The 21,786-nt window shown below is 71.1% G+C and carries 18 protein-coding genes and 1 tRNA gene; all 19 read left to right on the forward strand.

All coding sequences use genetic code 11. The annotated features are described in order from the left end of the window. Window positions 1-8: 8 nt before the first annotated feature. The 19 genes from QTI20_RS01105 to QTI20_RS01195 all read left to right on the forward strand — a co-directional run bounded on the left by QTI20_RS01105 (window position 9) and on the right by QTI20_RS01195 (window position 21,362). Complete coding sequence (locus QTI20_RS01105) at window positions 9-524, forward strand: sigma-70 family RNA polymerase sigma factor (RefSeq protein ID WP_286550725.1); 516 nt, start codon at window positions 9-11, stop codon at window positions 522-524. Further along, on the forward strand, window positions 521-1,495 hold the full coding sequence (locus QTI20_RS01110; RefSeq protein ID WP_286550724.1) for a FecR domain-containing protein: 975 nt from the start codon (window positions 521-523) through the stop codon (window positions 1,493-1,495). The genes QTI20_RS01105 and QTI20_RS01110 overlap by 4 nt, the downstream gene beginning before the upstream one ends. 171 nt (window positions 1,496-1,666) lie before the next feature. Next, on the forward strand, window positions 1,667-4,096 hold the full coding sequence (locus tag QTI20_RS01115; protein WP_286550723.1) for a TonB-dependent siderophore receptor: 2,430 nt from the start codon (window positions 1,667-1,669) through the stop codon (window positions 4,094-4,096). A 109-nt stretch (window positions 4,097-4,205) separates the two neighbouring features. Further along, a complete protein-coding gene (locus QTI20_RS01120) occupies window positions 4,206-4,718 on the forward strand; it encodes a sigma-70 family RNA polymerase sigma factor (protein ID WP_286550722.1) in 513 nt (170 codons plus the stop codon). 4 nt (window positions 4,719-4,722) lie between these two features. After that, the gene (locus tag QTI20_RS01125; protein ID WP_286550721.1) at window positions 4,723-5,715 is read left to right on the forward strand and encodes a FecR domain-containing protein; all 993 of its coding nucleotides are present in this window, start codon (window positions 4,723-4,725) and stop codon (window positions 5,713-5,715) included. Between the two features lie 37 nt (window positions 5,716-5,752). Then, entirely contained in the window at window positions 5,753-8,320 is a 2,568-nt protein-coding gene (locus QTI20_RS01130) for a TonB-dependent siderophore receptor (RefSeq protein WP_286550720.1), read from the forward strand. A 129-nt stretch (window positions 8,321-8,449) separates the two neighbouring features. Continuing rightward, the gene (locus QTI20_RS01135; protein ID WP_286551015.1) at window positions 8,450-8,965 is read left to right on the forward strand and encodes a sigma-70 family RNA polymerase sigma factor; all 516 of its coding nucleotides are present in this window, start codon (window positions 8,450-8,452) and stop codon (window positions 8,963-8,965) included. A gap of 126 nt (window positions 8,966-9,091) precedes the next feature. Next, window positions 9,092-10,048: a FecR domain-containing protein gene (locus tag QTI20_RS01140; RefSeq protein WP_286550719.1), complete on the forward strand. Its 957-nt coding sequence runs from the start codon at window positions 9,092-9,094 to the stop codon at window positions 10,046-10,048. Between the two features lie 435 nt (window positions 10,049-10,483). Further along, on the forward strand, window positions 10,484-12,601 hold the full coding sequence (gene fhuE / locus QTI20_RS01145) for a ferric-rhodotorulic acid/ferric-coprogen receptor FhuE (protein ID WP_286550718.1): 2,118 nt from the start codon (window positions 10,484-10,486) through the stop codon (window positions 12,599-12,601). Between the two features lie 196 nt (window positions 12,602-12,797). After that, complete coding sequence (locus QTI20_RS01150; protein WP_286550717.1) at window positions 12,798-13,094, forward strand: DUF3649 domain-containing protein; 297 nt, start codon at window positions 12,798-12,800, stop codon at window positions 13,092-13,094. 1 nt (window position 13,095) lies between these two features. Then, window positions 13,096-14,820, forward strand: a complete 1,725-nt coding sequence (locus QTI20_RS01155) for a PepSY-associated TM helix domain-containing protein (protein ID WP_286550716.1) — start codon at window positions 13,096-13,098, stop codon at window positions 14,818-14,820. Beyond that, window positions 14,817-15,185, forward strand: coding sequence for a DUF3325 domain-containing protein (locus tag QTI20_RS01160; protein WP_286550715.1), 369 nt, complete (start codon window positions 14,817-14,819; stop codon window positions 15,183-15,185). The genes QTI20_RS01155 and QTI20_RS01160 overlap by 4 nt, the downstream gene beginning before the upstream one ends. A gap of 61 nt (window positions 15,186-15,246) precedes the next feature. Beyond that, window positions 15,247-15,900 carry a hypothetical protein gene (locus tag QTI20_RS01165; protein WP_286550714.1) on the forward strand — a complete coding sequence of 218 codons (654 nt, stop codon included), beginning with the start codon at window positions 15,247-15,249 and terminating at the stop codon, window positions 15,898-15,900. After that, window positions 15,900-17,102 (forward strand): efflux RND transporter periplasmic adaptor subunit, encoded by a 1,203-nt coding sequence (locus QTI20_RS01170; protein WP_286550713.1) that lies wholly within the window; start codon window positions 15,900-15,902, stop codon window positions 17,100-17,102. The genes QTI20_RS01165 and QTI20_RS01170 overlap by 1 nt, the downstream gene beginning before the upstream one ends. Beyond that, window positions 17,099-19,063, forward strand: coding sequence for an ABC transporter permease (locus QTI20_RS01175; RefSeq protein ID WP_286550712.1), 1,965 nt, complete (start codon window positions 17,099-17,101; stop codon window positions 19,061-19,063). The genes QTI20_RS01170 and QTI20_RS01175 overlap by 4 nt, the downstream gene beginning before the upstream one ends. 8 nt (window positions 19,064-19,071) lie before the next feature. Next, window positions 19,072-20,442 (forward strand): efflux transporter outer membrane subunit, encoded by a 1,371-nt coding sequence (locus tag QTI20_RS01180; protein ID WP_286550711.1) that lies wholly within the window; start codon window positions 19,072-19,074, stop codon window positions 20,440-20,442. Then, on the forward strand, window positions 20,439-20,897 hold the full coding sequence (locus QTI20_RS01185; protein WP_286550710.1) for a Fur family transcriptional regulator: 459 nt from the start codon (window positions 20,439-20,441) through the stop codon (window positions 20,895-20,897). The genes QTI20_RS01180 and QTI20_RS01185 overlap by 4 nt, the downstream gene beginning before the upstream one ends. 141 nt (window positions 20,898-21,038) lie before the next feature. Beyond that, window positions 21,039-21,185, forward strand: coding sequence for a hypothetical protein (locus tag QTI20_RS01190; RefSeq protein WP_286574125.1), 147 nt, complete (start codon window positions 21,039-21,041; stop codon window positions 21,183-21,185). Window positions 21,186-21,285: 100 nt separating this feature from the next. Then, window positions 21,286-21,362: transfer RNA gene (locus tag QTI20_RS01195), tRNA-Arg, on the forward strand. The last annotated feature ends 424 nt before the right edge of the window (window positions 21,363-21,786 follow it).

Here is a 21,786-nt window from a genome sequence, read left to right on the forward strand (position 1 = left end):
TCGCCGCCATGCCCGCCGCCCCCTCCGTCCACCACCGCCACATCGACACGCTCTACAGCGACCACCACCGCTGGCTGCAGGGCTGGCTGAGCCGCAGGCTGGGCAACGCCTTCGAGGCGGCCGACCTGGCGCAGGACACCTTCGTCCGGCTGCTGGGCGCGCCGTCCGCACCCGCCGAGGGCGCGCTGCGCGAGCCGCGGGCCTATCTCGCGACGGTGGCGCGGCGGCTGCTGCTCAATCACCTGCGGCGCCGCGCGCTGGAGCAGTCCTACCTCGACGCGCTGGCGGTGCTTCCCGAGGCGCAGGCGCCGTCGCCCGAGCAGCAGCTGGTGATCCTGCAGGCGCTGCAGGAAATCGACGCCATGCTCGACGGCCTGCCGCCCAAGGTGCGCGGCGTGTTCATCCTGTCGCAGATCGACGGCCTGAGCTACGCCGCGATCGCCGACGAGATGAAGATCAGCCTGCGCTCGGTCAAGCGCTACATGGCGCAGGCCATGACCGAGTGCATCCTGCTGGCGGCATGAGCGTCCCGGCCCTCGCCGCCGTCGAGCCGCCGCTGTCGCGCCAGGTCGCTGCGCAGGCGGCCGAGTGGTTCGTGCTGCTGCATTCGGCCGAGGCCACCGCGAACGACCGACGGGCCTTCGAAGGCTGGCTGGCACGCGCGCCCGAGCACGCCCGCGCATGGCAGCGCGCGCTGCAGGTGAGCCAGCGCGCGGGCCATGTGCCGCCCGCGCTGGCGACCTCGACGCTGCAGCGCCCGCGCAGCCGGCGCGCGGCCGTGCGGGCCCTGGTGCTGCTCATGACAGCGGCACCCGCCGGCTGGCTGGCCTGGCGCCACGCGCCGCCGCAATGGACCGCCACGCACGCCACCGCCACCGGCGAGCAGCGCGAGGTGCAATTGCCCGACGGCACGCGCATCCGCCTCGACACCGCCAGCGCCATCGACCTCGCCTACGACGCCACCCAGCGCCTGGTGCTGCTGCGCGCGGGCGCGGCGCTGATCGAGACCGCGCGCGACCCGGCCGGCCGGCCCTTCCTCGTGCGCACCGCCGAGGGCACGGCGCGCGCCATCGGCACCCGCTTCGTGGTGCGGCCGCAGGCGCAGCGCAGCCATGTCGCGGTGCTGGAGGGTGCGGTCGAGTTGCGCACGCGCGAGGGCGGGGCGGTGCAGCTGCTGCAGGCCAGGCAGCAGGCCGGCTTCGACGCCTCGCACATCGAGGCGGTCGCGGCGGTCGATGCCGGCGCCGGCCAGTGGGCGCGCGGCATCCTGGCGGTCGACGACATGCGGCTCGATGCCTTCATCGCCGAGGTAGCGCGCTACCGTCCGGGCCTGCTGCGCTGCGAGCCTTCGGTGGGCGGCCTGCGCATCACCGGCGCCTTCCAGTTGGCCGATACGGACGCGATCCTGCAGAACGTGGCGCAGCTGCTGCCGGTGGAGGTGCGGTTCCGCACGCGCTACTGGGTCACGCTCGCGGCGCCCGAAAAGCAGCGCTGAAATTTTTTCGCATCCGGCTGGCCCCTTCTTGCGGCCCGGCGTGTCCTGTTCGATGTGCTCTCTTCAACCTCATCGACGGACGTGCTCCAAGGAATCAAGAACATGGCTTCCCGCCCCGACCCCCGCTGCCGTGCGGCCGCAGGTCATTCCTCCTCTTCATTGAAAAGCGCCATGCGCGCCACCTGCATCGCCACCGGCCTGCTGGCCGCGATGGCCGCCGCGCCCATCGCGCTGGCGCAGGCCCCGGGCGCCGAAGCGGCACGCAGCTTCCAGGTGCCCGCCGGCCCGCTGGCCACCGCGCTGGCCGGCTTCGCGGCCGATGCGGGCGTGAGCGTGAGCGCGCCGCCCGAACTGGTGCGCGGCGTGGTGTCGCCCGGGCTCGCCGGCAGCTTCGCCGTGCCCGAGGCGCTGACGCGCCTGCTGGCCGGCACCGGCCTCGAAGCCGTGCCCGGCGCCGCGCGCACCTGGGTGCTGCGCCGCAAGGCCGCGGCCCCGGTGGCCGAGGCCGCGGGTGGCACGTTGAGCGAAGTGCGCGTCACCGCCACCGCGATCAACGACGGCACCACCGAGGGCTCGGGCTCGTACGTCGCGGGCCCGTCCAGCACCGCCACGCGCCTCGGCCTGTCGCTGCGCGAGACGCCGCAGTCGGTCAGCGTCATCACGCGCCAGCAGATGGACGACCAGGGCCTGACCAACCTGCCCGAGATCCTCGAGAAGACCGTGGGCGTGACCGTGGGGCGCAACGACAGCGAGCGCGCGACCTTCTATGCGCGCGGCTTCTCGGTCGAGAACTTCCAGTTCGACGGCGTGCCCAACACCATGGACAGCGCCAGCCAGTTCACCACCTCGCTGGCCGACAGCGCGATCTACGACCGCGTCGAGATCGTCAAGGGTGCGACCGGCCTGCTGACCGGCGCCGGCAACCCCTCGGCCACGATCAACCTGGTGCGCAAGAAGCCCACCAGCGAGTTCGCCGGCAGCGTGTCGGCGGGCGTGGGCTCGTACGACCGCTACCGCAGCGTCGGCGACTTCTCCGGTCCGTTGAACGAGAGCGGCAGCGTGCGCGGGCGCGTGGTGGCGGCGGTGCAGAACGCCAACGCCTACGTCGACCGCTACGGGCGCGACACGCGCAACCTCTACGGCATCGTCGAGGTCGACCTCACGCCCCGCACCTTGCTGAGCCTGGGCGTCGACCACATGGAGACCCGCGCCAAGGGGGCCAGCTACGGCCACATCCCGCTGTTCTACAACGACGGCACGCAGACCCACTTCCCGCGCAGCTTCAACCCGGCGGCAAGCTGGTCGTACTGGAACAACGAGAGCACCGACGTCTTCGCCACGCTCAAGCACGACTTCGGCAACGGCTGGAAGCTCGACCTCGCGACCAGCTACCTCAAGCAGTCGCGCGACGTGGAGGTCGGCGCCGCCAGCTATGGCGCCATCGACGCGCTGACGGGCGCGGGCATCAGCCTGCTGTCGGCCAAGATCCCGACCACGGCCACCGTGCCCTCGCTGAACGCCGCGGTGTCGGGCCCGTTCGAACTGTTCGGCCGGCAGCACGAGCTGTCCTTCGGCCTGGGCTGGTCGCGCCAGCGCCGCGAGGCGCCCGGCTACTCGAGCGCCTTCGATCCCATCGCCAATTACCTGAACTGGCAGGGCGATGCGCCGCGGCCGAACTTCGTCCACCAGGAAGACCGCAGCACCCGCATCACCGAGAAGGGCGTGTTCGCGGCCGTGCGACTGCGGCCGACCGATGCGCTGTCGGTGATCCTCGGCACGCGCGTGAGCTGGTACAGGCTGTTCGACGAGACCACCGGCCTCGACGGCAGCTACAGCGTGGCCGACAACCTGTCGGTCAACCGCAAGGCCATCCCCTACGCGGGCCTGGTCTACGACATCGACCGGCAGTTCTCGGTCTACGCGAGCTACACCGACATCTTCAATCCGCAGACCTACTACAAGGACAGCGGCGACAGGCCGCTGCCGCCGCTGACCGGCAAGAGCGCGGAGATCGGCATCAAGGGCGAGCTGCTGGACCGGCGCCTGAACACCAGCCTCGCGCTGTTCCAGGTCAAGCAGCAGAACGCGGCCCAGTACGTGGGTTCCAGCCCGGTGACCGGGCTGGAGATCTACCGCGCCATCGACGGCGTCACGACCCGCGGGCTGGAGGCCGAAGTCTCGGGCCAGATCACGCCCGACTGGAACATCGCCGGCGGCTACACGCTGCGCCGCTCGACCATCCCGCCGCAGCCCGACGAGATCCTGAGCGCGGTCAACACCAACCAGCCCAAGCACCTGGTCAAGCTCAGCACCAGCTACCGCCTGCCGGGCGACTGGCACCGGCTGGTGATCGGCGGCTCCTTCTCGTGGCAGAGCGAGACCTACTACCAGACCTCCGACGGCACCGGCTGGCGTGCGACGCAGCCGGCCTATGCGCTGGTGGGCCTGATGGCGCGCTACGAGTTCGACCGGCACCTGAGCCTGGCGCTCAACATCGGCAACCTGTTCGACAAGACCTACATGCCGGGCCTGGGTTCCTACGGCACCGGCGTCTATGGCGACCGGCGCAGCGCGATGCTCAGCGCGACCTACAAGTTCTGAGCCTGGCGCGGCAGCGCGGGAGGAGGGGCCGGTCACCGTTCATTACAATGAGAACAATTCTTATTTGTAATGGGCGTCCGGCCCCTTTCTCATTCTTCGCGCACCGCCCATGTCCGCCGCGTCCGCCGATCCGCACGCCTTCCATCCGCTCGTCCAGGCCTTCTACGTCGACCACCACGGCTGGCTGCAGGGCTGGCTGCGGCGCAAGCTGGGCAACCCCTTCGATGCGGCCGACCTGGCGCAGGACACCTTCGTGCGCCTGCTCGGCGCGCCCGGGCTCGAGCGCGTCGACGCGCCGCGCGCCTACCTCACGACGGTCGCGCGCAACCTGCTGATCAACCATGTGCGCCGGCGCGCGATCGAGCAGGCTTATCTCGATGCGCTCGCGCTGCTGCCCGAACCGGTGGCGCCGCCGCCCGAGCAGCGGCTCATGGTGCTCGAGACGCTGGTCGAGATCGACCGCCGGCTGGGCGGCCTGCCGGTGCAGGCCAAGAAGGCCTTCCTGCTCGCGCAGCTGGAAGGCCTGGGCCAGGCCGAGATCGCGGCCGCGCTGGGCCTCTCGGTGTCGACGGTCAAGCGCCACCTGGCCAAGGCGGCGATGCGCTGCTTCTTCCCCGCGTAGCGTCGTGAGCAGTCTTCATTTTCCCGGCGCCACCGACCCGGTCGCCCCCGCCATCGCGCGCCAGGCGGTGCAGTGGTGGATCGAGCTGCGCTCCAGCGAGTTCGACAGCGCACGGCGCGCGCTGTGGGAGCGCTGGCGCGCGGCCGACCCCGCGCACGAAGCGGCCTGGCAGCGCATCGAATCGGTGGGTGGCCGGCTGGCGGAGATCCCCTCGCCGCTGGCCAGGGCCGCGCTCACGGCCGCGCCGGAATCGATGCAGCGCCGCCGCGGCATGCAGCTGCTGACGGCGCTGGTCGTGGGTGGCGGCGGTGCACTGGTCGCGACCCAGTCGACCGCCTGGCATGCCTGGAACGCCGACCATGTGGCGGCCGTCGGCGAGCGGCCCGCGCTGGCGCTGCCCGATGGCGGCCGCGTGGTGCTCAATTCCGGCAGCGCGGTCAACGTGCGCTTCGATGCCGAACGCCGTGTGCTGCAGCTGGTGCGCGGCGAGATCCTGGTGCAGACCGCGCCCGACGCGCGGCAGCGGCCCTTCCTGGTCCAGACCGGCGCCGGTTCGGTGCGCGCGATCGGCACGCGCTTCACGGTACGGCTGCGCGACGACGCAGCGGTCGATGTCGGCGTGCTGCAGGGCGCGGTCGAGCTGCGGCCCGTCGATGCGCCGGCCGCGCTGCGCGTGCTGCAGGCCGGCGAGGCCGGGCGCTTCACGCGCGCGCGGACCGGCAACGCGACGCCGCTCGACGCCGATGCGAGTGCCTGGGCCGACGGCATGCTGGTGGTCTCGCACATGCGCCTCGACGACTTCCTGGCCGAGCTCGGGCGGCACCGCCAGGGCCGGCTGGGCTGCGACCCGGCCATCGCCGGGCTGCAGGTCTCGGGCGCCTATCCGCTGGCCGACACCGACCGCGTGCTGGCCGCGCTGACCTCGGCGCTGCCGGTCGAAGTGCACACCTACACGCGCTTCTGGGTCAGCGTGAAGCCACGCCGCGCGCGGGGCTGAGCACGCATCGAAAAAAAGATGAGCTGATTCGGCGGGGATGGCTGTCAAGCAAGGGGAGGGCGCGAATGACGCGGCCTGCTTCTTCTTCCCGACTGTCCATTTCCTCGAAGGCGATCCCATGTTTTCACCCACCGGCCGGCGCGTGTGCGCCGCGAAAGCAACTTCTTCCACCGTGCACCTGCAGCCGATCGCGCTGGCCGCACTGATCGTGGCCGGCGCCACCGCGCCGCAGTTCGTGCTGGCACAGACCGAGGCCGCGCGCGCATCGAAACAGCAGGCCGTGCAGCGCTTCGACATCCCCGCGGGCCCGCTCGAAGGCGTGCTCAACCGGCTGGGACGCGAGGCCGGCGTGCTGATCGGCTTCGGCTCGGCCGTGACCGAGGGGCTGCGCAGCAACGGTGTCAGCGGCAGCCTGACGGTGCAGGACGCGCTGTCGCGTGCGCTCGCGGGCACGGGCCTGGGCGCGGTGCGTTCGGCGGGCGGTGGCTATGCGTTGAGCGCACTGCCGGCATCTGCCGCAGGGCCGGCCGACGCAGCGACAACGCTGCCAGCGGTGACGGTCAGTGCGCAGGCCGAGCGCAGCGCCGTGACGGAGGGATCGGGCTCCTATGCGGCAGCGGGGCCCAGCACTGCGGCGACCCGGCTGGCCCTGACGGCGCGCGAAACGCCGCAATCGGTAAGCGTCGTGACGCGCCAGCAGATCGACGATCGCGGCTTCCAGTCGCTGGAGGATGTGGCGCTCGACGCCACCGGCCTCAGCACGCGGCAGATCGGCGGCGGTGAGCGCACGCAGTTCTTCTCCCGCGGCTTCGAGGTGAACTCCTTCTTGGCCGACGGCGTTCCGCTCGCCTTCGACTACGACACCCAGGGCCTTGCGACCCTGGCCATGTACGACCGGGTCGAGATCATTCGCGGCGCGGCGGGGATCGTGACGGGAACCGGCAACCCTTCGGGGACCATCAACCTGGTGCGCAAGCGTCCTACGGCGACGCCGCAGGTGTCACTGACCGCCAGCGCCGGCAGTTGGGACAACCGCCGCGGCGAGATCGATGCCGGCGGGCCACTCAACGAAGCAGGCACCCTGCGCGGGCGCGCAGTGATCGCTTCCCAAAGTGCCGACACCTTCAAGAAGGCCTACAGCCATCAACGGGATCTCTTCTACGGAACCCTGGAGGTCGACCTGGGGCGTGACACCACCTTGAGTCTGGGGGGCTACTTCAACAAGGAGGACAACCCCGGCGCCGACTGGAACGGCTTGCCGACCCGACGCGATGGCAGCTTCTATCCCTTCGCGAGGTCGACGCGACTGACCCCGGACTGGGCCTACTGGAACAAGAGGAACGCCAGCGTCTTCGCGGAGTTGGAGCACCGCTTCGACGGCGGCTGGAAGACCAAGGTCACGGCCCGCGCGTTGCAGGCCAAGATGGACATGCTCGGCACCTATCTGTATCCGCTCGATGACGCCACGTTGTTCGGACAGGGCGTGGGCGCGTATGCGTACAAGAAGAACCAATACAGCATCGACGGCTATGCGCAGGGACCATTCCAGTGGCTGGGTCGAACGCACGAGCTGGTGTTCGGTGGCAGCTATCGGAAGAACCGGGACGACGACGGCCCAGGTGGCTGGCCGAGCGACTACGACGTGACCGTGGATCCGATGAACTGGAATTCCAGCGCGGTACCGAGGCCTGTCATCGACTATCTCTGGTCGCGCAAGGGCTACCAGACGCAGGCGGGCCTCTACGGCACGGCCCGATTCAGCGTCAGCGATCCGCTGACCCTGATGTTGGGCGCACGGGTGGACTCCTATCGGTACCAGATGCATCTGAGCTCCGGCACATGGAACGACGACAGTGCCTACAAGGTCAGCCACAAGCTGACGCCGTACGCAGGGCTCGTCTACGACATCGGTGCCAACCATTCCATCTATGCCAGCGGGACCAGTGTCTTCCAGCCCCAGAACAACCAGAATCCGCAAGGCGCGGTGCTGGCCCCGGTGACCGGAACCAACATGGAGATCGGGATCAAGGGCGAGTACCTGGGGGGACAACTCAATGCCAGTGCCGCGGTGTTCCAGATCGACCAGAAGAACCTGCCCCTTCAATTGGAGCAGTACCGATGCCAATCGGCCGCCGCTTCCTGCTACGCGCAGGCCGGCGAAGTTCGAAGCCGTGGCGTGGAGTTCGAGATCGCCGGGGCGCTGACACCCGACTGGCAGGTGATGGCTGGCTACACCTACAACTCGGCGCAGTTCGTTCGGGATTCGGACGCTGGCGTTGCCGGTACGCGCTACGACACGCAGACCCCGCGGCACCTCCTGAAGTTGTCGACCAGCTATCGCCTGCCGGGCGTCCTGAGCGCCTGGCGTGTCGGGGGCGCGTGGAGGACCCGGAGCGAGACGAGCACCACGTTCGGCGTGCGCCAGGGCGGCTACACCCTCATCGATCTGATGGCGTCCTATGCGGTGAACCGCCACCTCGACATCCGCCTGAATCTCTACAACGTCACGGACAAGTACTACTACCAGACCATCGGGAGCACGCAGGACAACAACCACTTCGGCACACCCCGCAACGCATTGCTCACGGTGAACTACAGGTACTGAATCGCGCTGTGACGGGACCTGCGAGCGGTGCAGGGGGGCACGTCGGAGCGGAGGCTGGCTACAATGAAATAAGAACCATTCTTGATTGACCGTCGGCTCCGCGCCCCGGTGAAGCCCTGGGAAGCCGCCATGCATGCCGCCGAGATCCCCCCCTGCAGCGAGCGCAGCGAAGTCGCCGCGCTCTATGCCGACCACCACGGCTGGCTGCAGGGCTGGCTGCGCAGGAAGCTGGGCAATGCCTGCGATGCGGCCGACCTGGCGCAGGACACCTTCATGCGCCTGCTGGTGGCGCGGCAGCCCGAGCTCATCGTCCAGCCGCGCGCCTACCTGACGCGCATCGCCCAGAACATCCTCGTCAACTGGTACCAGCGCCAGGCGCTGGAGCGGGCGTATCTCGAGGCGCTGGCCGTGCTGCCCGAGGCGCAGGCGCCTTCGGCCGAGCATCGGCTGGTCATCCTCGAGACGCTGCACGAGATCGACGCCATGCTCGACGCGCTCAAGCCGCAGGCGCGGCGCGCCTTTTTGCTGTCGCAGATCGAGGGCATGAAGTACGAGGACATCGCGCGCGAGCTGGGCGTGTCGCTGGTCACGGTCAAGCGCTACATGCAGCAGGGCTTCCGGGGCTGCCTGGCGTTGATGGCATGAGCGCAGCGCCGGGCCGCCCCAAGCAAGCTCGCACCGCAGCGCGCAGCGCGGAGGTTTTTGAATGAGCGCAGCGCCGGGCCGCCCCAAGCAAGCTCGCACCGCAGCGCGCGGCGCGGAGGTTCTTGAATGAGCGCAGGCCTCGACGCCCGCGTGCTCGACGAGGCCGCCGAGTGGCTCATGCGCCTGCACGACAGCCGCGCCACGCCCGCCGACCGGCAGGCCTGCGAGCACTGGCAGCGTGCCGACCCCGCGCATGCGCAGGCCTGGGCGCGGGCCGAGCTGCTGATGCACAAGCTGGGCGGGCTGCCCTCGGCGCTGGCGATGCCGGCACTGGGCCGGCCGGCGCACGCGGGCCGACGGGCCGCGATGGTCAAGCTGGCCGCGCTGCTGGCGGCCGTGCCCGCGGGCTGGCTCGCCTGGCAGGTGGCCGACGCGCAGGGCTGGACCGCCACGCACCGCACCGCCACCGGCGAACGCCGCGAACTCACGCTGGCCGACGGCACGCGCGTGACGCTCAACACCGCGAGCGCGCTCGATGTGCGCTTCGATGCCCATCAGCGCCTGCTGGTGCTGCGCGCGGGCGAGATCTTCGTCGCCACCGCGCCTGACAACGCCGCCGTGCACCGGCCCTTTCGGGTGGCCACGCGCCAGGGCCTGCTGCAGGCGCTGGGCACGCGCTTCACGGTGCGGCAGGACGCGGGCCGCACGCGGCTCGCGGTGCTCGAGGGCGCGGTGCGCATCACGCCCGACAGCGGCACCACGCCGGTGGTGGTCGAGGCCGGTGCGCAGTCCACGTTCAGCCGCGAGGCCATCGACAGGCAGAGCGCACGCGACCCCGACGCCAGCGCCTGGACGCGCGGCATGCTGGTGGCCGACCGCATGCGGCTGGCCGACTTCGCGGCCGAAGTGGGGCGCTACCGGCCCGGCCTGCTGGCCTGCGATGCGGCCGTGGCCGAACTGCGCGTGTCGGGCGCCTTCCCCATCGACGACACCGACCGCGTGCTGCGCATGCTGGTCTCGACCTACGAGGTCGAGGCGGTGTCGCGCCTGCACGGGCACTGGGTCACGCTCGTGGCGCGCTGAGGAAGAAGAAGTTTTTTTTGCAGCGCGCCTGATACTTTTTGCGATCTCGGCTGGCAAGGCGGGTGAACCCCTTTCTTGATCTGCTTGCCAAAGGTCCGCTTCCATGTCCGTCCGTCCTTCCCGCGCCGCTGCGGCGCATTTCCGCTTCGCGGCTTTCCCTGTTGCCCTTCATCGCGCCCTGCTGGTGCTCGCGCTCGGCGGCGCCGCCTCGGCCTTCGCCGCCGGCCCGGTCGCGCTCGAGTCGATCGCGCCGCGCGCCTACGACATCCCGGCTGGCCCGCTGGGCCGCACGCTGTCGGCCTTCGCGGCCGAGGCCGGCGTGGCGCTGTCCTTCGACCCGGCCCTGACCGACGGCCGCACCGGGCCCGCGCTCTCGGGCCGCTATGCAGGCCGCGAAGCGATGGCCGCGCTGCTGGCGGCAGCGGCCTCGAGGCGGTGGCCCGTGACGACGGCAGCTACGTGCTGCGCCGGCGCGCGGCGGCGGTGTCGTCGGCCACCGCGACGGGCGAGTCGCTGCCCACCGTCACGGTCAGCGCCGATGCCGACCGCAGCGGCACCACCGAGGGCACGGGCTCTTACACCACGCGCGCCACCGCCGCGGCCACCGGGCTGTCGCTGGCGCTGCGCGACACGCCGCAGTCGGTCAGCGTGCTCACGCGCCAGCAGATCGAGGACCAGAACCTGGTCTCGCTCAACGAGGCGCTGCGCAGCGTCACCGGCATCCATGTGGTCAGCTCCGACAGCGACCGCTCCGACTTCTATTCGCGCGGCTTCTACATCGACAACGTCCAGTACGACGGCGTGCCGACCTCGCTGGGCCTCTCGTTCTACGGCGAGTCGGGCAGCGACACCACGATCTACGACCGGGTCGAGGTGGTGCGCGGCGCCACCGGCCTGCTGACCGGCGCGGGCAACCCCTCGGCCTCGATCAACCTGGTGCGCAAGCGCGCCGACAGCAAGGTCTTCACCGGCAGCGCTTCGCTGGGCATCGGCTCGTGGAACCAGCACCGCGCGGCGGTCGACCTGTCGACGCCGATCACCGAAGACGGGCGGGTGCGCGGGCGCTTCGCGGCCATGACCGAGGCGCGCGATTCGCACGTCGACCTCTACCATGCACGCAAGAACGCCTTCTACGGCGTGGTCGATGCCGACCTCACGCCCGCCACCACGCTCAGCGTGGGCGCCGACTACCAGTCGAACCGGCCCACGGGCTCGACCTGGGGTGGCCTGCCGCTGGTGTTCAGCGACGGCTCGATCGCCGACTGGCCGACCTCCAAGACCACGGCCGCCAACTGGACCCACTGGAACAGCACCAACCGCAGCGTGTTCGCCAACCTCGCGCACCGCTTCGACGGCGGCTGGTCGCTCAAGGCCAACCTGTCGCACCGCGAGAGCGACTACGACGCCAAGCTGCTCTACCTGTTCAGCCAGCCCGACCCGGTCACGGGCCTGGGCCTGCGCGCGCTGCCCAACTACTCGGAATACAGCTTCCAGCAGAACAGCGCCGACCTGCAGGCCACCGGCCCCTTCACGCTGCTGGGCCGCACGCACGAGGCGGTGCTCGGGCTCAGCAGCAGCCGCGCGCGCGAGGTCAAGGCCGGCCATGCGCGCACCGGCGTGCTGGCCGGCACCGGCGATTTCCGCCAGTGGGATGGGTCCTTCGCCGAGCCGAGCTGGGGGCCGCTGACCATCAGCTCACTCGACCGCACGCGCCAGGACGGCCTCTACGGCGCGCTGCGCCTGTCGCTGGCCGATCCGCTCAAGCTGATCCTCGGCGGTCGCCAGAGCAGCTGGGAGGTGCAGGGCCTGCGCGTGACGCGCAAGCACGACGTGTTCACGCCCTACGCCGGCCTGGTCTACGAGATCGACCGCACCTATTCGGCCTACGCCAGCTACACCGACATCTTCCAGCCTCAGAACTACCGCGACACCAGCGGCGCCTACCTCGATCCGGTGACCGGCAAGAGCTTCGAGCTGGGCTTGAAGGGCGCGCACCTGGGCGGGCGCCTCAACACCTCGTTCGCGGTCTTCCGCATCCGCCAGGACAACGTGGCGCAGCTCGACGGCAACCAGGTCGTGCCCGGCACCACCGACTTCGCCTACTTCGGTGCCAAGGGCGTGACCAGCCGCGGCTTCGAGGCGCAGGTCTCGGGCGAGATCACGCCCGACTGGAAGCTCTCGGCCGGCCTCTCGCGCACCGTGGCCGAGGATGCCGAAGGCACGGCCGTCAACACCTGGGCGCCGCGCACGCAGGTGCAGCTGTTCAGCAGCTACCGGCTGCAGGGTGCGTGGCAGGCCCTCACGCTGGGCGGCGGCTTCACCTGGCAGTCGAGCACCTCGTCGAGCTTCTCGACCGCGAGCGCCGACGTGGTGTTCCGCCAGAAGTCCTTCGGCCTGCTGAACCTGATGGCGCGCTATGCGTTCACGCCGCAGCTCTCGCTGCAGCTCAACCTGAACAACCTGGCGGACAAGAAGTACTACGTCAACATCGACGGGCAAGGGCAGTTCGGCACGCCGCGCAGCGTGATGGCGACGCTCAACTACAAGTTCTGATCGGGGGTGTCGACGGGCCGCGGCGTGCTGGTTGCGCGGTGAAGTCCCGGCGCCTGCGGCCGCGCTTGACACACGCGCTGCAGAAAAACTGTGGTTTTTGGGGGAACGGGCCTTCCCGGATGACCCCTTTTTCGATCTCGTTGGTCATGTATCAGGAGAGGCGCTTTTTCATGCGCCCCACCTGACCACCACCCCGATGCCTTCTTCCTCCATTCCCGCGCCCGCGGGCCTGCTCGTCCTGTCCCGCCTCGCGGCCGCCGTGTTCGGCGGCTATGCGCTGGCGGCGGCCACCGCGGTGTGCCTGGCGGCCGTGCTGCCGTCCGCGCGTGCCGACGCGGTGCTCGCCGGCATGCAGTTCAGCTTCGTCGTCCACACGCTCGCCGTGGTCTGGGCCTTCTCGCCGGTGCGGCCGGCCCGTGTCTGGCTCGGGTTGCTGGGGCCGGCTGGGGTGCTCGCGCTGGTCGGCTGGCTGTGGCCGCGCGTGGGAGGCTGAGATGAGCAATTCACAGACCAAGGCGGCGCACAAGGCGCTGCGCAAGAAGGCCGCAGGCCACGGGGCCGGCGAGGGCGGCTTCCGCCAGGCGCAGGCCTGGCTGCACACCTGGTGCGGCCTGTGGTTCTCGTGGCTGCTGTTCGCGGTGTTCCTCACCGGCACGCTGGCGGTGTTCGACGAGCCGATCTCGCACTGGATGACGCCCGAGCACCATGCCGAGGAAGCGGCCGCCGCCGCGGCGCCCAAGGCCGCGACGGCCGGACGCGCGCAGCGCCTCGCCTGGGGCATGGCCTACATGGCCGAGCACCATCCCCAGGCGCAGATGTGGGAGCTCTGGCCTTCTGACGCACAGGGCGGCGGCGAACTGAAGGTGTACTGGTTCGATGCCAAGGGCCAGTACGTGGCCGCGGCATTGAACCCCGCGACCGGGGACGCGCTGGCCGCCGACACCGCCACGCCGGTGCGCGGCACGCTGGCCGGCCACCACTTCGTCGACTTCCACTACGAACTGCACGCGGGCCAGGTCGGCCTGTGGATCGTGGGCATCGCCGCGCTGGCCATGCTGGTGGCGCTGGTCTCGGGCGTGATCACGCACAAGCGCATCTTCAAGGACTTCTTCACCTTCCGGCCGAAGAAGGGGCAGCGCAGCTGGCTCGATGCGCACAACGCGGTCGCGGTGCTCACGCTGCCCTTCCAGCTGATGATCGCCTACACCGGCATCGTGATCTCGGGCCTGACCTTCATGCCCGTGGCCAAGCTCGCGCACTACGGCAGCGACAAGGCCGCGCAGCAGCAGTTCATGGCCGAGCTCAACGGCGGCAAGCCCGCGCGCAGCGGCACCGCGATGCCCGTGCCGGCGCTCGAATCCTTCGCCGCGCGCGGCCAGGCGCTCATGGGGCAGCCGGTGCGCGCGGTGGTGATCGACCACCCCGGCGACGCCGCGGCGCGCATCGGCGTCTACGGCTGGAACGGCGAGGCCGAGTCGCTGCACCGGCTGAGCCCGACCACCGGCATGGCTTCGTTCTCGGCGGCCACCGGCGAGCTGCTGCAGGTCCGCTTGCCCGGCGCGGCCGATGGCGGCACGGCCGCGCTCGCGCAATCGGCGATGGGCGGCCTGCACATGGCGAGCTTCGGCGGCTGGGCCGTCAAGTGGCTCTACTTCCTCTGCGGCCTGGCGGGCACCGCGATGATGGGCACGGGCGCGATCCTGTTCATGGTCAAGCGCCGCGGCAAGCATGGCACCGAGTTCGGCGGCGCCACCGCGCGCGTCTATCGACTGGTCGAGGGCCTCAACGTCGCCGCGATCGCCGGGCTGGGCATCGCCTGCATCGGCTACCTCTGGGCCAACCGCCTGGTGCCGCTGGGCCTCACGCAGCGCGCCGACTGGGAACTGCGCGTGTTCTTCGGCCTGTGGCTGCTGGCGCTGGTCCACGCGCTGCTGCGCAGGCCGGGCGCTGCGTGGCGCGAGCAGATGGGCCTGCTGGCCGCGCTGTGCCTGCTGCTGCCGGTGCTGAACTTCGCCACCACCGGCGACTGGCCGCTGGCCCAATGGCTGCGCGGCGACTGGGAGAGCGCGGGCGTCGAGGCGGTGTCGGTTGCCTTCGGCGTGGCGGCCGTCGCTGCCTTGCGCTTCCTGCGCCGGCGCGAGCGGCACGGCGTCGCGCACACGACGAAGAAGGCCGTGCGTTCGACGGCGACCCCCACCACCGCCGAGGCCTCGCCATGAACACCACCACCGCTTCGCTGCTGGCGCTCGCGCTGGCCTTCGCCGGCATGGCCGCGCTGGGCTTCGCGATGGACCGCCACCATGAACAGCTCACGCGACGGCGCGAGACGCCGACGCTGCAGCGCCGGCTGTTGCGCGGCCTGGGCAGCCTGCTGGTCGCGCTCGCGCTGGCACCCTGCCTGATCGCCTGGGGCGGCAGCGTGGGCACCGTCGCGTGGCTGGGTTTCCTGAGCGCGGCCGCCCTGGGCGTGGCGTTGCTGCTGCCCTACCTGCCGCGCACGGCGGCCACGGGCGCGGCCCTGTCGGCCGTGGCCGGCGTGGCCTGCCTGGGCTGGTCGCTGGCATCGTCTTCCCTGTCTTTCTGAGCGGCCTGCGACGGCCGCCCGCGAACTTCTTTCATCCGATTCCTCCAAGGTCCATTCACCCATGACGTTCCCGTCCTCGCTCCGCCTTCGCTCGCTGTCCCGCTCCGTCTCGCTGGCCGCCGCGCTCCTCTCGCTGGCCGGTGCTTCGCAGGCGCAGTACCTCTGGCTGCAGCGCGAAGGCCCGGTGGTCGAGGCGCGCATGGGTGACCTGGGCAAGGGCAGCCAGCCGCTGGCCGGCCTGCTCGCGCCGCGCGCCTTCCTGGCCGACGGCAAGGACCTGCCGCTCGCGGCCGAGGCCGAGCGCCTGGCCATTTCCGCGCCAGCCACGCCCGCCGACCTGCGCGTGGTCACCAGCCGTGTCGACGCCGCATCCGCCACGCCGGTCCTGCACTACTACCAGGCCAGGTTCGGCCGCGCCGAGACCAAGGCGGTCAACGACCTGGAACTGGTGCCGACCGAACCCGGCGGCAACACCTTCAAGCTGGTGTGGAAGGGCAACACCGTGGCCGCCTCGCAGGTCAACGTCGACACCTCCGAGGGCTGGCGCCGCGTGCTCAAGCCCTCGAAGGACGGCACCGTCACGCTGGGCACGCCGTTCCCCGGCCTGTACCTGCTGGAGGTCACGGCGCGCGTCAACGGCGCGGTCACGGTCGACGGCAAGAAGTACGAGGATGTGCGCCACACCGCCACGCTGAGCTTCGAGGTGGCCCGCTGATGGCGGTGGCGGCGCGTCCCGCGCGCGGCCGGCGCGCACTCGCGATCGTGCTGGCCGCGGCCGTGGTGGCCGGCGGTGCGGCGTGGTGGTGGAAGGCGCGGCCCTCGGTCGTGTACCAGACCCAGGCCGTGGCGCGCGGCGAGGTCGCGTCGACCGTCACCGCCATCGGCACGCTGCAGCCGCGCAGCTATGTCGACGTGGGCGCGCAGGTGTCGGGGCTGATCCAGCGCCTGCCGGTGGAACCGGGCAGCGTGGTGACGAAGGGGCAGCTGCTGGTCGAGATCGACCCCAGCGTGCAGCAGGCCACGGTCGATGCCGGCCGTGCGGCGCTGGCGGGCCTGCGGGCGCAGCGCACCGACCAGCAGTCGCAGCACCGGCTGGCGGTGCAGCAGCTGGCGCGGCAGCAGCAGATGGCGGCCGAGGGCGCCACGCGCGACGAAGATCTGCAGACGGCCGAGGCCACGCTGGCCTCGACCGCCGCCAAGGTCGCGCACCTCGACGCGCAGATCGCCCAGACCCAGGCCACGCAGCGCGCCGAGGAAGCGCGGCTGGGCTACACGCGCATCTACGCGCCGATGGCGGGCACGGTGGTGTCGGTGGAAGCGCGCGCCGGCCAGACCCTCAACGCCACCTACCAGACGCCCAACATCCTGCGCATCGCCGACCTGTCGGCCATGACGGTCTGGACCGAGGTCAGCGAGGCCGACGTGCGCCGCGTGAAGGCCGGCCTGCCGGTCTACTTCACCACGCTGGGCGGGCTCGACAGCGCCACGCCGCGGCGCTGGAACGCCACCGTGCGCCAGGTGCTGCCCGCGCCGCCCGTGCCCGAAGGCCCCGCCGGCGCCAAGGCCGCGGGCGGCTCGGTGCCCGGCGCCGCCAAGGCGGTGGTCTACACCGTGCTGTTCGACGTCGACAACGCCGACGGCGAACTGATGCCGCAGATGACCGCGCAGGTCGGCTTCGTCACCGCGCAGGCCCAGGGCGTGCTCGCGGTGCCGCTGGCTGCACTCACGGCCGTCGACGGCGAACCGGGCGCCTACACCGCGCGCGTGCTGGGCGCCGATGGCCAGCCGGTGGCGCGCACGCTGCGCGTGGGCGTCCGCAGCCGGCACCTGGCCGAGGTGCAGCAGGGGCTGGCCGAGGGCGAGCGCCTGGTGGTGGGCGAGAAGCCGGTCGAGGGCGTGCGGTGGATCCAGTGGTGAGCGGGGCACCGCTGATCGCGCTGCGCGGCATCCGCAAGCGCTACGGCGGCAACGGCAGCGGCCGGCCGCCGGTCGAGGTGTTGCGCGGCATCGACCTCGACATCCACCAGGGCGAGTTCCTCGCGGTGGTCGGCACTTCGGGTTCGGGCAAGTCCACGCTGATGAACCTGCTGGGCTGCCTGGACCGCCCGAGCGAAGGCAGCTACCGCTTCGGCGGCCACGACGTGGCGTCGCTCGGCGCCGATGAGCTGGCCTGGCTGCGGCGCGAGGCCTTCGGCTTCGTGTTCCAGGGCTACCACCTGATCGCGAGCGAATCGGCGCGCGAGAACGTCGAGGTGCCGGCCATCTACGCCGGCATGCCCGAGCCCGAACGCGCGCAACGCGCCGCCGCGCTGCTGGGCCGGCTGGGCCTGCCCGACAAGCTAGAGAACCGGCCCAACCAGCTGTCGGGCGGGCAGCAGCAGCGGGTGTCGATCGCGCGCGCGCTGATGAACGGCGGGCGCATCATCCTGGCCGACGAGCCCACGGGCGCGCTCGATTCGAAGAGCGGCGCCGAGGTGATGGCGCTGCTGCGCGAACTGGCCGACGCCGGCCACACGGTGATCGTCATCACGCACGACCGCGAGGTGGCCGCGCAGGCGCGCCGCGTGATCGAGATCCGCGACGGCGAGATCGTGGGCGACAGCGCGCGGGGCGCGGCGCCGGTCCTCTCGGGCCACACCTTGCCGCCGCTGGACATCGCCGATGCGGCCAGGGGCGGCGGCGCCTCCTTCGGCGCCGACGTGCGCGAGGCCGCGCGCACCGCCTGGCGTGGCATGCGCCTGAACCGCGCGCGCACCGGCCTCACGCTGCTGGGCATCGTGATCGGCGTGGCCTCGGTGATCGTGATGCTGGCCATCGGCGAGGGCGCGCGCCAGCGCGTGGTGCAGCAGATGGGCACCATGGGCACGGCCATCCTCTACCTGGGCAGCCGTCCGCCGCCCACGGGCGGGCCGGCCGGGTTGATCACGCCCGAGGACCTCGAGGCGCTGGCCGAACTGCCCGAGATCCGGCGCGTGCTGCCGGTCATCGGCGACCCGATCACGGTGCGCTACGGCAGCGCCGACCGCCAGGTCTACGTCTTCGCCGCCAGCGAGCAGATGCCGCTGGTGCACCACTGGCCGGTGGCGCTGGGCCGCTACTACACCGAGGCCGAAGACCACGACCTCGCGCCGCTGGTGGTGCTGGGCCACAAGGCGCACCGCCACTTCTTCCCCGATACGCCCAACCCGCTGGGCAAGCAATTGCTGATCGGCCATTCGCCCTTCGAGGTGATCGGCGTGATGGCCGAGCGCGGCGCCGACTCCGGTGCGCAGGACTACGACGACATGGTCTTCATCCCCTACCGCGCCGGCCGGGCGCGGGTCTACCAGGTGCAGACCCAGCCCGACTACGTGGTGGTCGAGGCCGCCTCGTCGGCCGACGTGCTGCCGGCCGAGCGCGCGATGAAGGCGCTGCTGCTCGCGCGCCACGGCCGCGAGGACTTCGGCATCGGCAACGCCGGCGCACGGCTGCAGGCCGAGGCCGCCACCCGCCAGAGCATGACCGTGATGCTGGGCCTGATCGCCGCGGTGTCGCTGGTGGTGGGCGGCATCGGCGTGATGAACGTGATGCTGATGACGGTGCGCGAACGCACGCGCGAGATCGGCATCCGCATGGCCACCGGCGCCCGCCAGCGCGACATCCTGCGGCAGTTTCTGACCGAGGCGGTGCTGGTGACCGTGACCGGCGGCGCCGTGGGCGTAGCGCTGGGCGTGATGGTCGCGGCGGTGCTGATCGCGCTCGCGGTGCCGGTGGTGCTCTCGGTGTCGGCCATGGCCGGCGCCTTCCTGTGCGCCGTGGCCACCGGCCTGGTGTTCGGCTACATGCCGGCCAAGACCGCCGCGCGGCTGGACCCGGTCGTGGCGCTGGCGGGCGAATGAAAGAACGCATGCACAGAAGCTTCATCACGCTCGGCGTCAGCCTGCTGCTCGCCGCCTGTGCGGCACCGCCGCGCCCGCCCGACATGGCGGCGCCGGCATTGCCCGCGCAATGGCAGGCGCCCGCGTCCGACTGCGTCGCCTGCAGCGGCTGGCAGGCCTTCGGCAGCGCCGAACTCGAGGCGCTGAGCGCGCAGGCGCTGGCACGCAACCTCGACCTGGTCGCCGCCGCCGCCCGCGTGGCGCAGGCCGATGCGGCCGCGCGCATCGCGGGTGCCGCGCTGCGGCCGAAGGTCACGGCGCAGCTCGACGCAAGCCGGCAGGACCGGCTGGGCGGCGAAGCCGTCGTCGCCGGCCGCAGCCTCGGTGCGAGCCTCGGCGCGCAGTACGAGATCGACTTCTGGGGCCGCCACCGCGCGACCCGCGACAGCGCGCTGCGCGGCCTGCAGGCCAGCGTGTTCGACCGCGACACCGTGCGGCTCACGCTGCTGGCCCATGTCGCGACGAACTGGCTGCAGGCGGTGTCGGCCGCCGAGCGCAGCGAGATCGCTTTGCTCAACCATGCGCGCGCCAACCGTGTGCTGGCGCTGGTCGAAGCGCGTGCCCGCGCCGGCGCGGCCACGCCGCTCGAACTGGCGCAGCAACGCGGCCTGGTCGCCACCCAGGCACGCAGCCTCGCGGCGCTGCGCCAGCAGGCGGTCGATGCGCGCACCGCGCTGGCGCTGCTGCTGGGCGAGACCGGCGCGCGCGCGCTACGCACCACCTCGCTCGATGGATTGACGCCGCCGTCGCTCGGCGCCGGCCTGCCTTCCGAGCTGCTCGCGCGTCGGCCCGATGTCGCCGCCGCCGAAGCCCGCCTGGCTGCGGCCGAGGCCGACGTGGCCGCGGCGCGCGCCGCGATGCTGCCGCGCGTGACGCTGGGCGGCAGCCTGGGCTACGCGGGCGATCGCGTGCGCACGCTGTTCGACAACCCGCTCTACAGCCTGGCCGCCGGCCTGGCCGCGCCGGTGTTCGACGCCGGCCGGCTCGCCGCCGAGGCCGGCCAGGCAGCGGCCCGCCGCACCGAACTGCTGGCCAATTACCACCAGGCCATCGTCGCGGCCTTCGGCGACGTCGAAGTCGCGCTCAACGCCGTCGACGGCAGCCGCGCGCAGGCCGAGGCGCAGGCCGAAGAACTGCTGCAGGCCGGCCGCGCCGCCGCCCTGGCCGAGTCGCGCTACCGGGCCGGCGCCGAGACGCTGCTGACGCTGCTCGATGCGCAGCGCACGCTCTATGCCGCGCAGGACGAGGCGGTGCAGGCCCGGCTGGCGCGGATGCAGGCCGGCGTGGCCCTGCACCGCGCGCTGGGCGGCGGCTGGCAGGTGGCGGAGGTGCCCCGGTGAGCGTCGCGCCCGGCCACATCGTCCAGCGGCTGCGCGCCGCGCGGTTGCGGCCCACCGTGGCCCGCATCGGCGCGCTGCAGATCGTGGAAGCCGCGGCGCCCGAGCGCCTGTGCGCCGAGGAGGTGTTCCGCCGGATGATGCTGCGCGGCACGCACGCCAGCATCGGCACCGTCTACCGCACGCTGCAGCAGCTCGAGGCGGTGGGACTGCTGCGCAAGGAGTGGGGCGCGGGCCGCAAGGCCTTCTATGGTCTGGGCCTGGCCGAAGGCGAGGGCGCGGCGCTGCGCCTGGTGTGCGGCCACAGCGGTCGCAGCGTGCTGCTCGACGACCCCGAGCTGCACGCACGCCTGGTCGCCGTGGCCTCCGCGCAGGGCATGGACCTGGCGGGGCAGGCGCTCACGCTGCAGGCCGAGGCCCGCACCCGGGCCGTGACAGGCTGGCGCCGCCGGTCCTGAGGCCCGTGCCTTTCGTCGCGGATTCCAGCGCTGTGTTGCTTTCCGGTGTCGCATAAAGCGTCCTAAAGTACTAATCTATGCGCCAGCATGAAGTACTTTGTGTTCCAAACGTCCGGAGCCCGCTGGGTTTGGGAATTGCGTATGAACGAAGGCGATGTGCTGGCGCGGAGTCCGCGTGAATTCGCGACCCTCGCGCAGGCCGTCGCCTCGATCCAGTTGGTGCAGTTCGCCGCCTCGGGGGCCTGGATCGTCGATGTGGACGGCCGGCGCCTCGCATGGCGCGCCTGACGCAGGCCGGAGGGGCATTCGCTCTTCACCGCATGGCAGAATCCAGGGCTGACGCCGCAGTGCATCGCTGCATGCACACCCGCCGACGTCCCATCTTCTTCTGCCCGTAGCTCAGTTGGATAGAGCACCTGCCTTCTAAGCAGGTTGTCGGGGGTTCGATCCCCTCCGGGCAGGCCAATTTCGTCTCTCACCGCGCTGGAAATCTCCGACTCCAGCGGGTCGCAGATGTCAATTTCATTTCTTTTTTGTGACGAAATGACGCCAATTGCGTCAATGCGCGTCCGTGCGTTTTAGGCTCTTTTCACCAAAACGAAGCCACAATTTCGCTGCCCAAAAAAGAGGCGACTTGAAACTTAGTGTTTTGAGCGTTGCGCAAACTTTTCACCTCACGTAAAAACGCGGGGTCTGTAGGAGAAGAGCTTGAGTGCAGACTCAAGCTTCCTGCGGAGGCGTTCTCCATCGCGGGGGCGCCTTCCTCTCCTCACTGCGCCCTCGGAAGAGGTTTGCAGGCCCTGCTCGTTTCTCTCCTCGCCGGTATTCCCACACACGGTTTAACGAATGGTCTCCATCAGACCTGGGCTTTGCCCTGCGCCTCTTGTTA

This window comes from Variovorax sp. J2P1-31, from assembly GCF_030317215.1.
Taxonomy (GTDB): Bacteria; Pseudomonadota; Gammaproteobacteria; order Burkholderiales; family Burkholderiaceae_C; genus Variovorax.

Bases quoted from the DNA above. Each gene is read 5' to 3' on its own strand.
- QTI20_RS01105 (WP_286550725.1), top strand. From the start codon at position 9: ATGCCCGCCGCCCCCTCCGTCCACCACCGCCACATCGACACGCTCTAC.
- QTI20_RS01110 (WP_286550724.1), top strand. From the start codon at position 521: ATGAGCGTCCCGGCCCTCGCCGCCGTCGAGCCGCCGCTGTCGCGCCAG.
- QTI20_RS01115 (WP_286550723.1), top strand. From the start codon at position 1,667: ATGCGCGCCACCTGCATCGCCACCGGCCTGCTGGCCGCGATGGCCGCC.
- QTI20_RS01120 (WP_286550722.1), top strand. From the start codon at position 4,206: ATGTCCGCCGCGTCCGCCGATCCGCACGCCTTCCATCCGCTCGTCCAG.
- QTI20_RS01130 (WP_286550720.1), top strand. From the start codon at position 5,753: ATGGCTGTCAAGCAAGGGGAGGGCGCGAATGACGCGGCCTGCTTCTTC.
- QTI20_RS01135 (WP_286551015.1), top strand. From the start codon at position 8,450: ATGCATGCCGCCGAGATCCCCCCCTGCAGCGAGCGCAGCGAAGTCGCC.
- QTI20_RS01140 (WP_286550719.1), top strand. From the start codon at position 9,092: ATGAGCGCAGGCCTCGACGCCCGCGTGCTCGACGAGGCCGCCGAGTGG.
- QTI20_RS01150 (WP_286550717.1), top strand. From the start codon at position 12,798: ATGCCTTCTTCCTCCATTCCCGCGCCCGCGGGCCTGCTCGTCCTGTCC.
- QTI20_RS01155 (WP_286550716.1), top strand. From the start codon at position 13,096: ATGAGCAATTCACAGACCAAGGCGGCGCACAAGGCGCTGCGCAAGAAG.
- QTI20_RS01160 (WP_286550715.1), top strand. From the start codon at position 14,817: ATGAACACCACCACCGCTTCGCTGCTGGCGCTCGCGCTGGCCTTCGCC.
- QTI20_RS01165 (WP_286550714.1), top strand. From the start codon at position 15,247: ATGACGTTCCCGTCCTCGCTCCGCCTTCGCTCGCTGTCCCGCTCCGTC.
- QTI20_RS01170 (WP_286550713.1), top strand. From the start codon at position 15,900: ATGGCGGTGGCGGCGCGTCCCGCGCGCGGCCGGCGCGCACTCGCGATC.
- QTI20_RS01180 (WP_286550711.1), top strand. From the start codon at position 19,072: ATGCACAGAAGCTTCATCACGCTCGGCGTCAGCCTGCTGCTCGCCGCC.
- QTI20_RS01190 (WP_286574125.1), top strand. From the start codon at position 21,039: ATGAACGAAGGCGATGTGCTGGCGCGGAGTCCGCGTGAATTCGCGACC.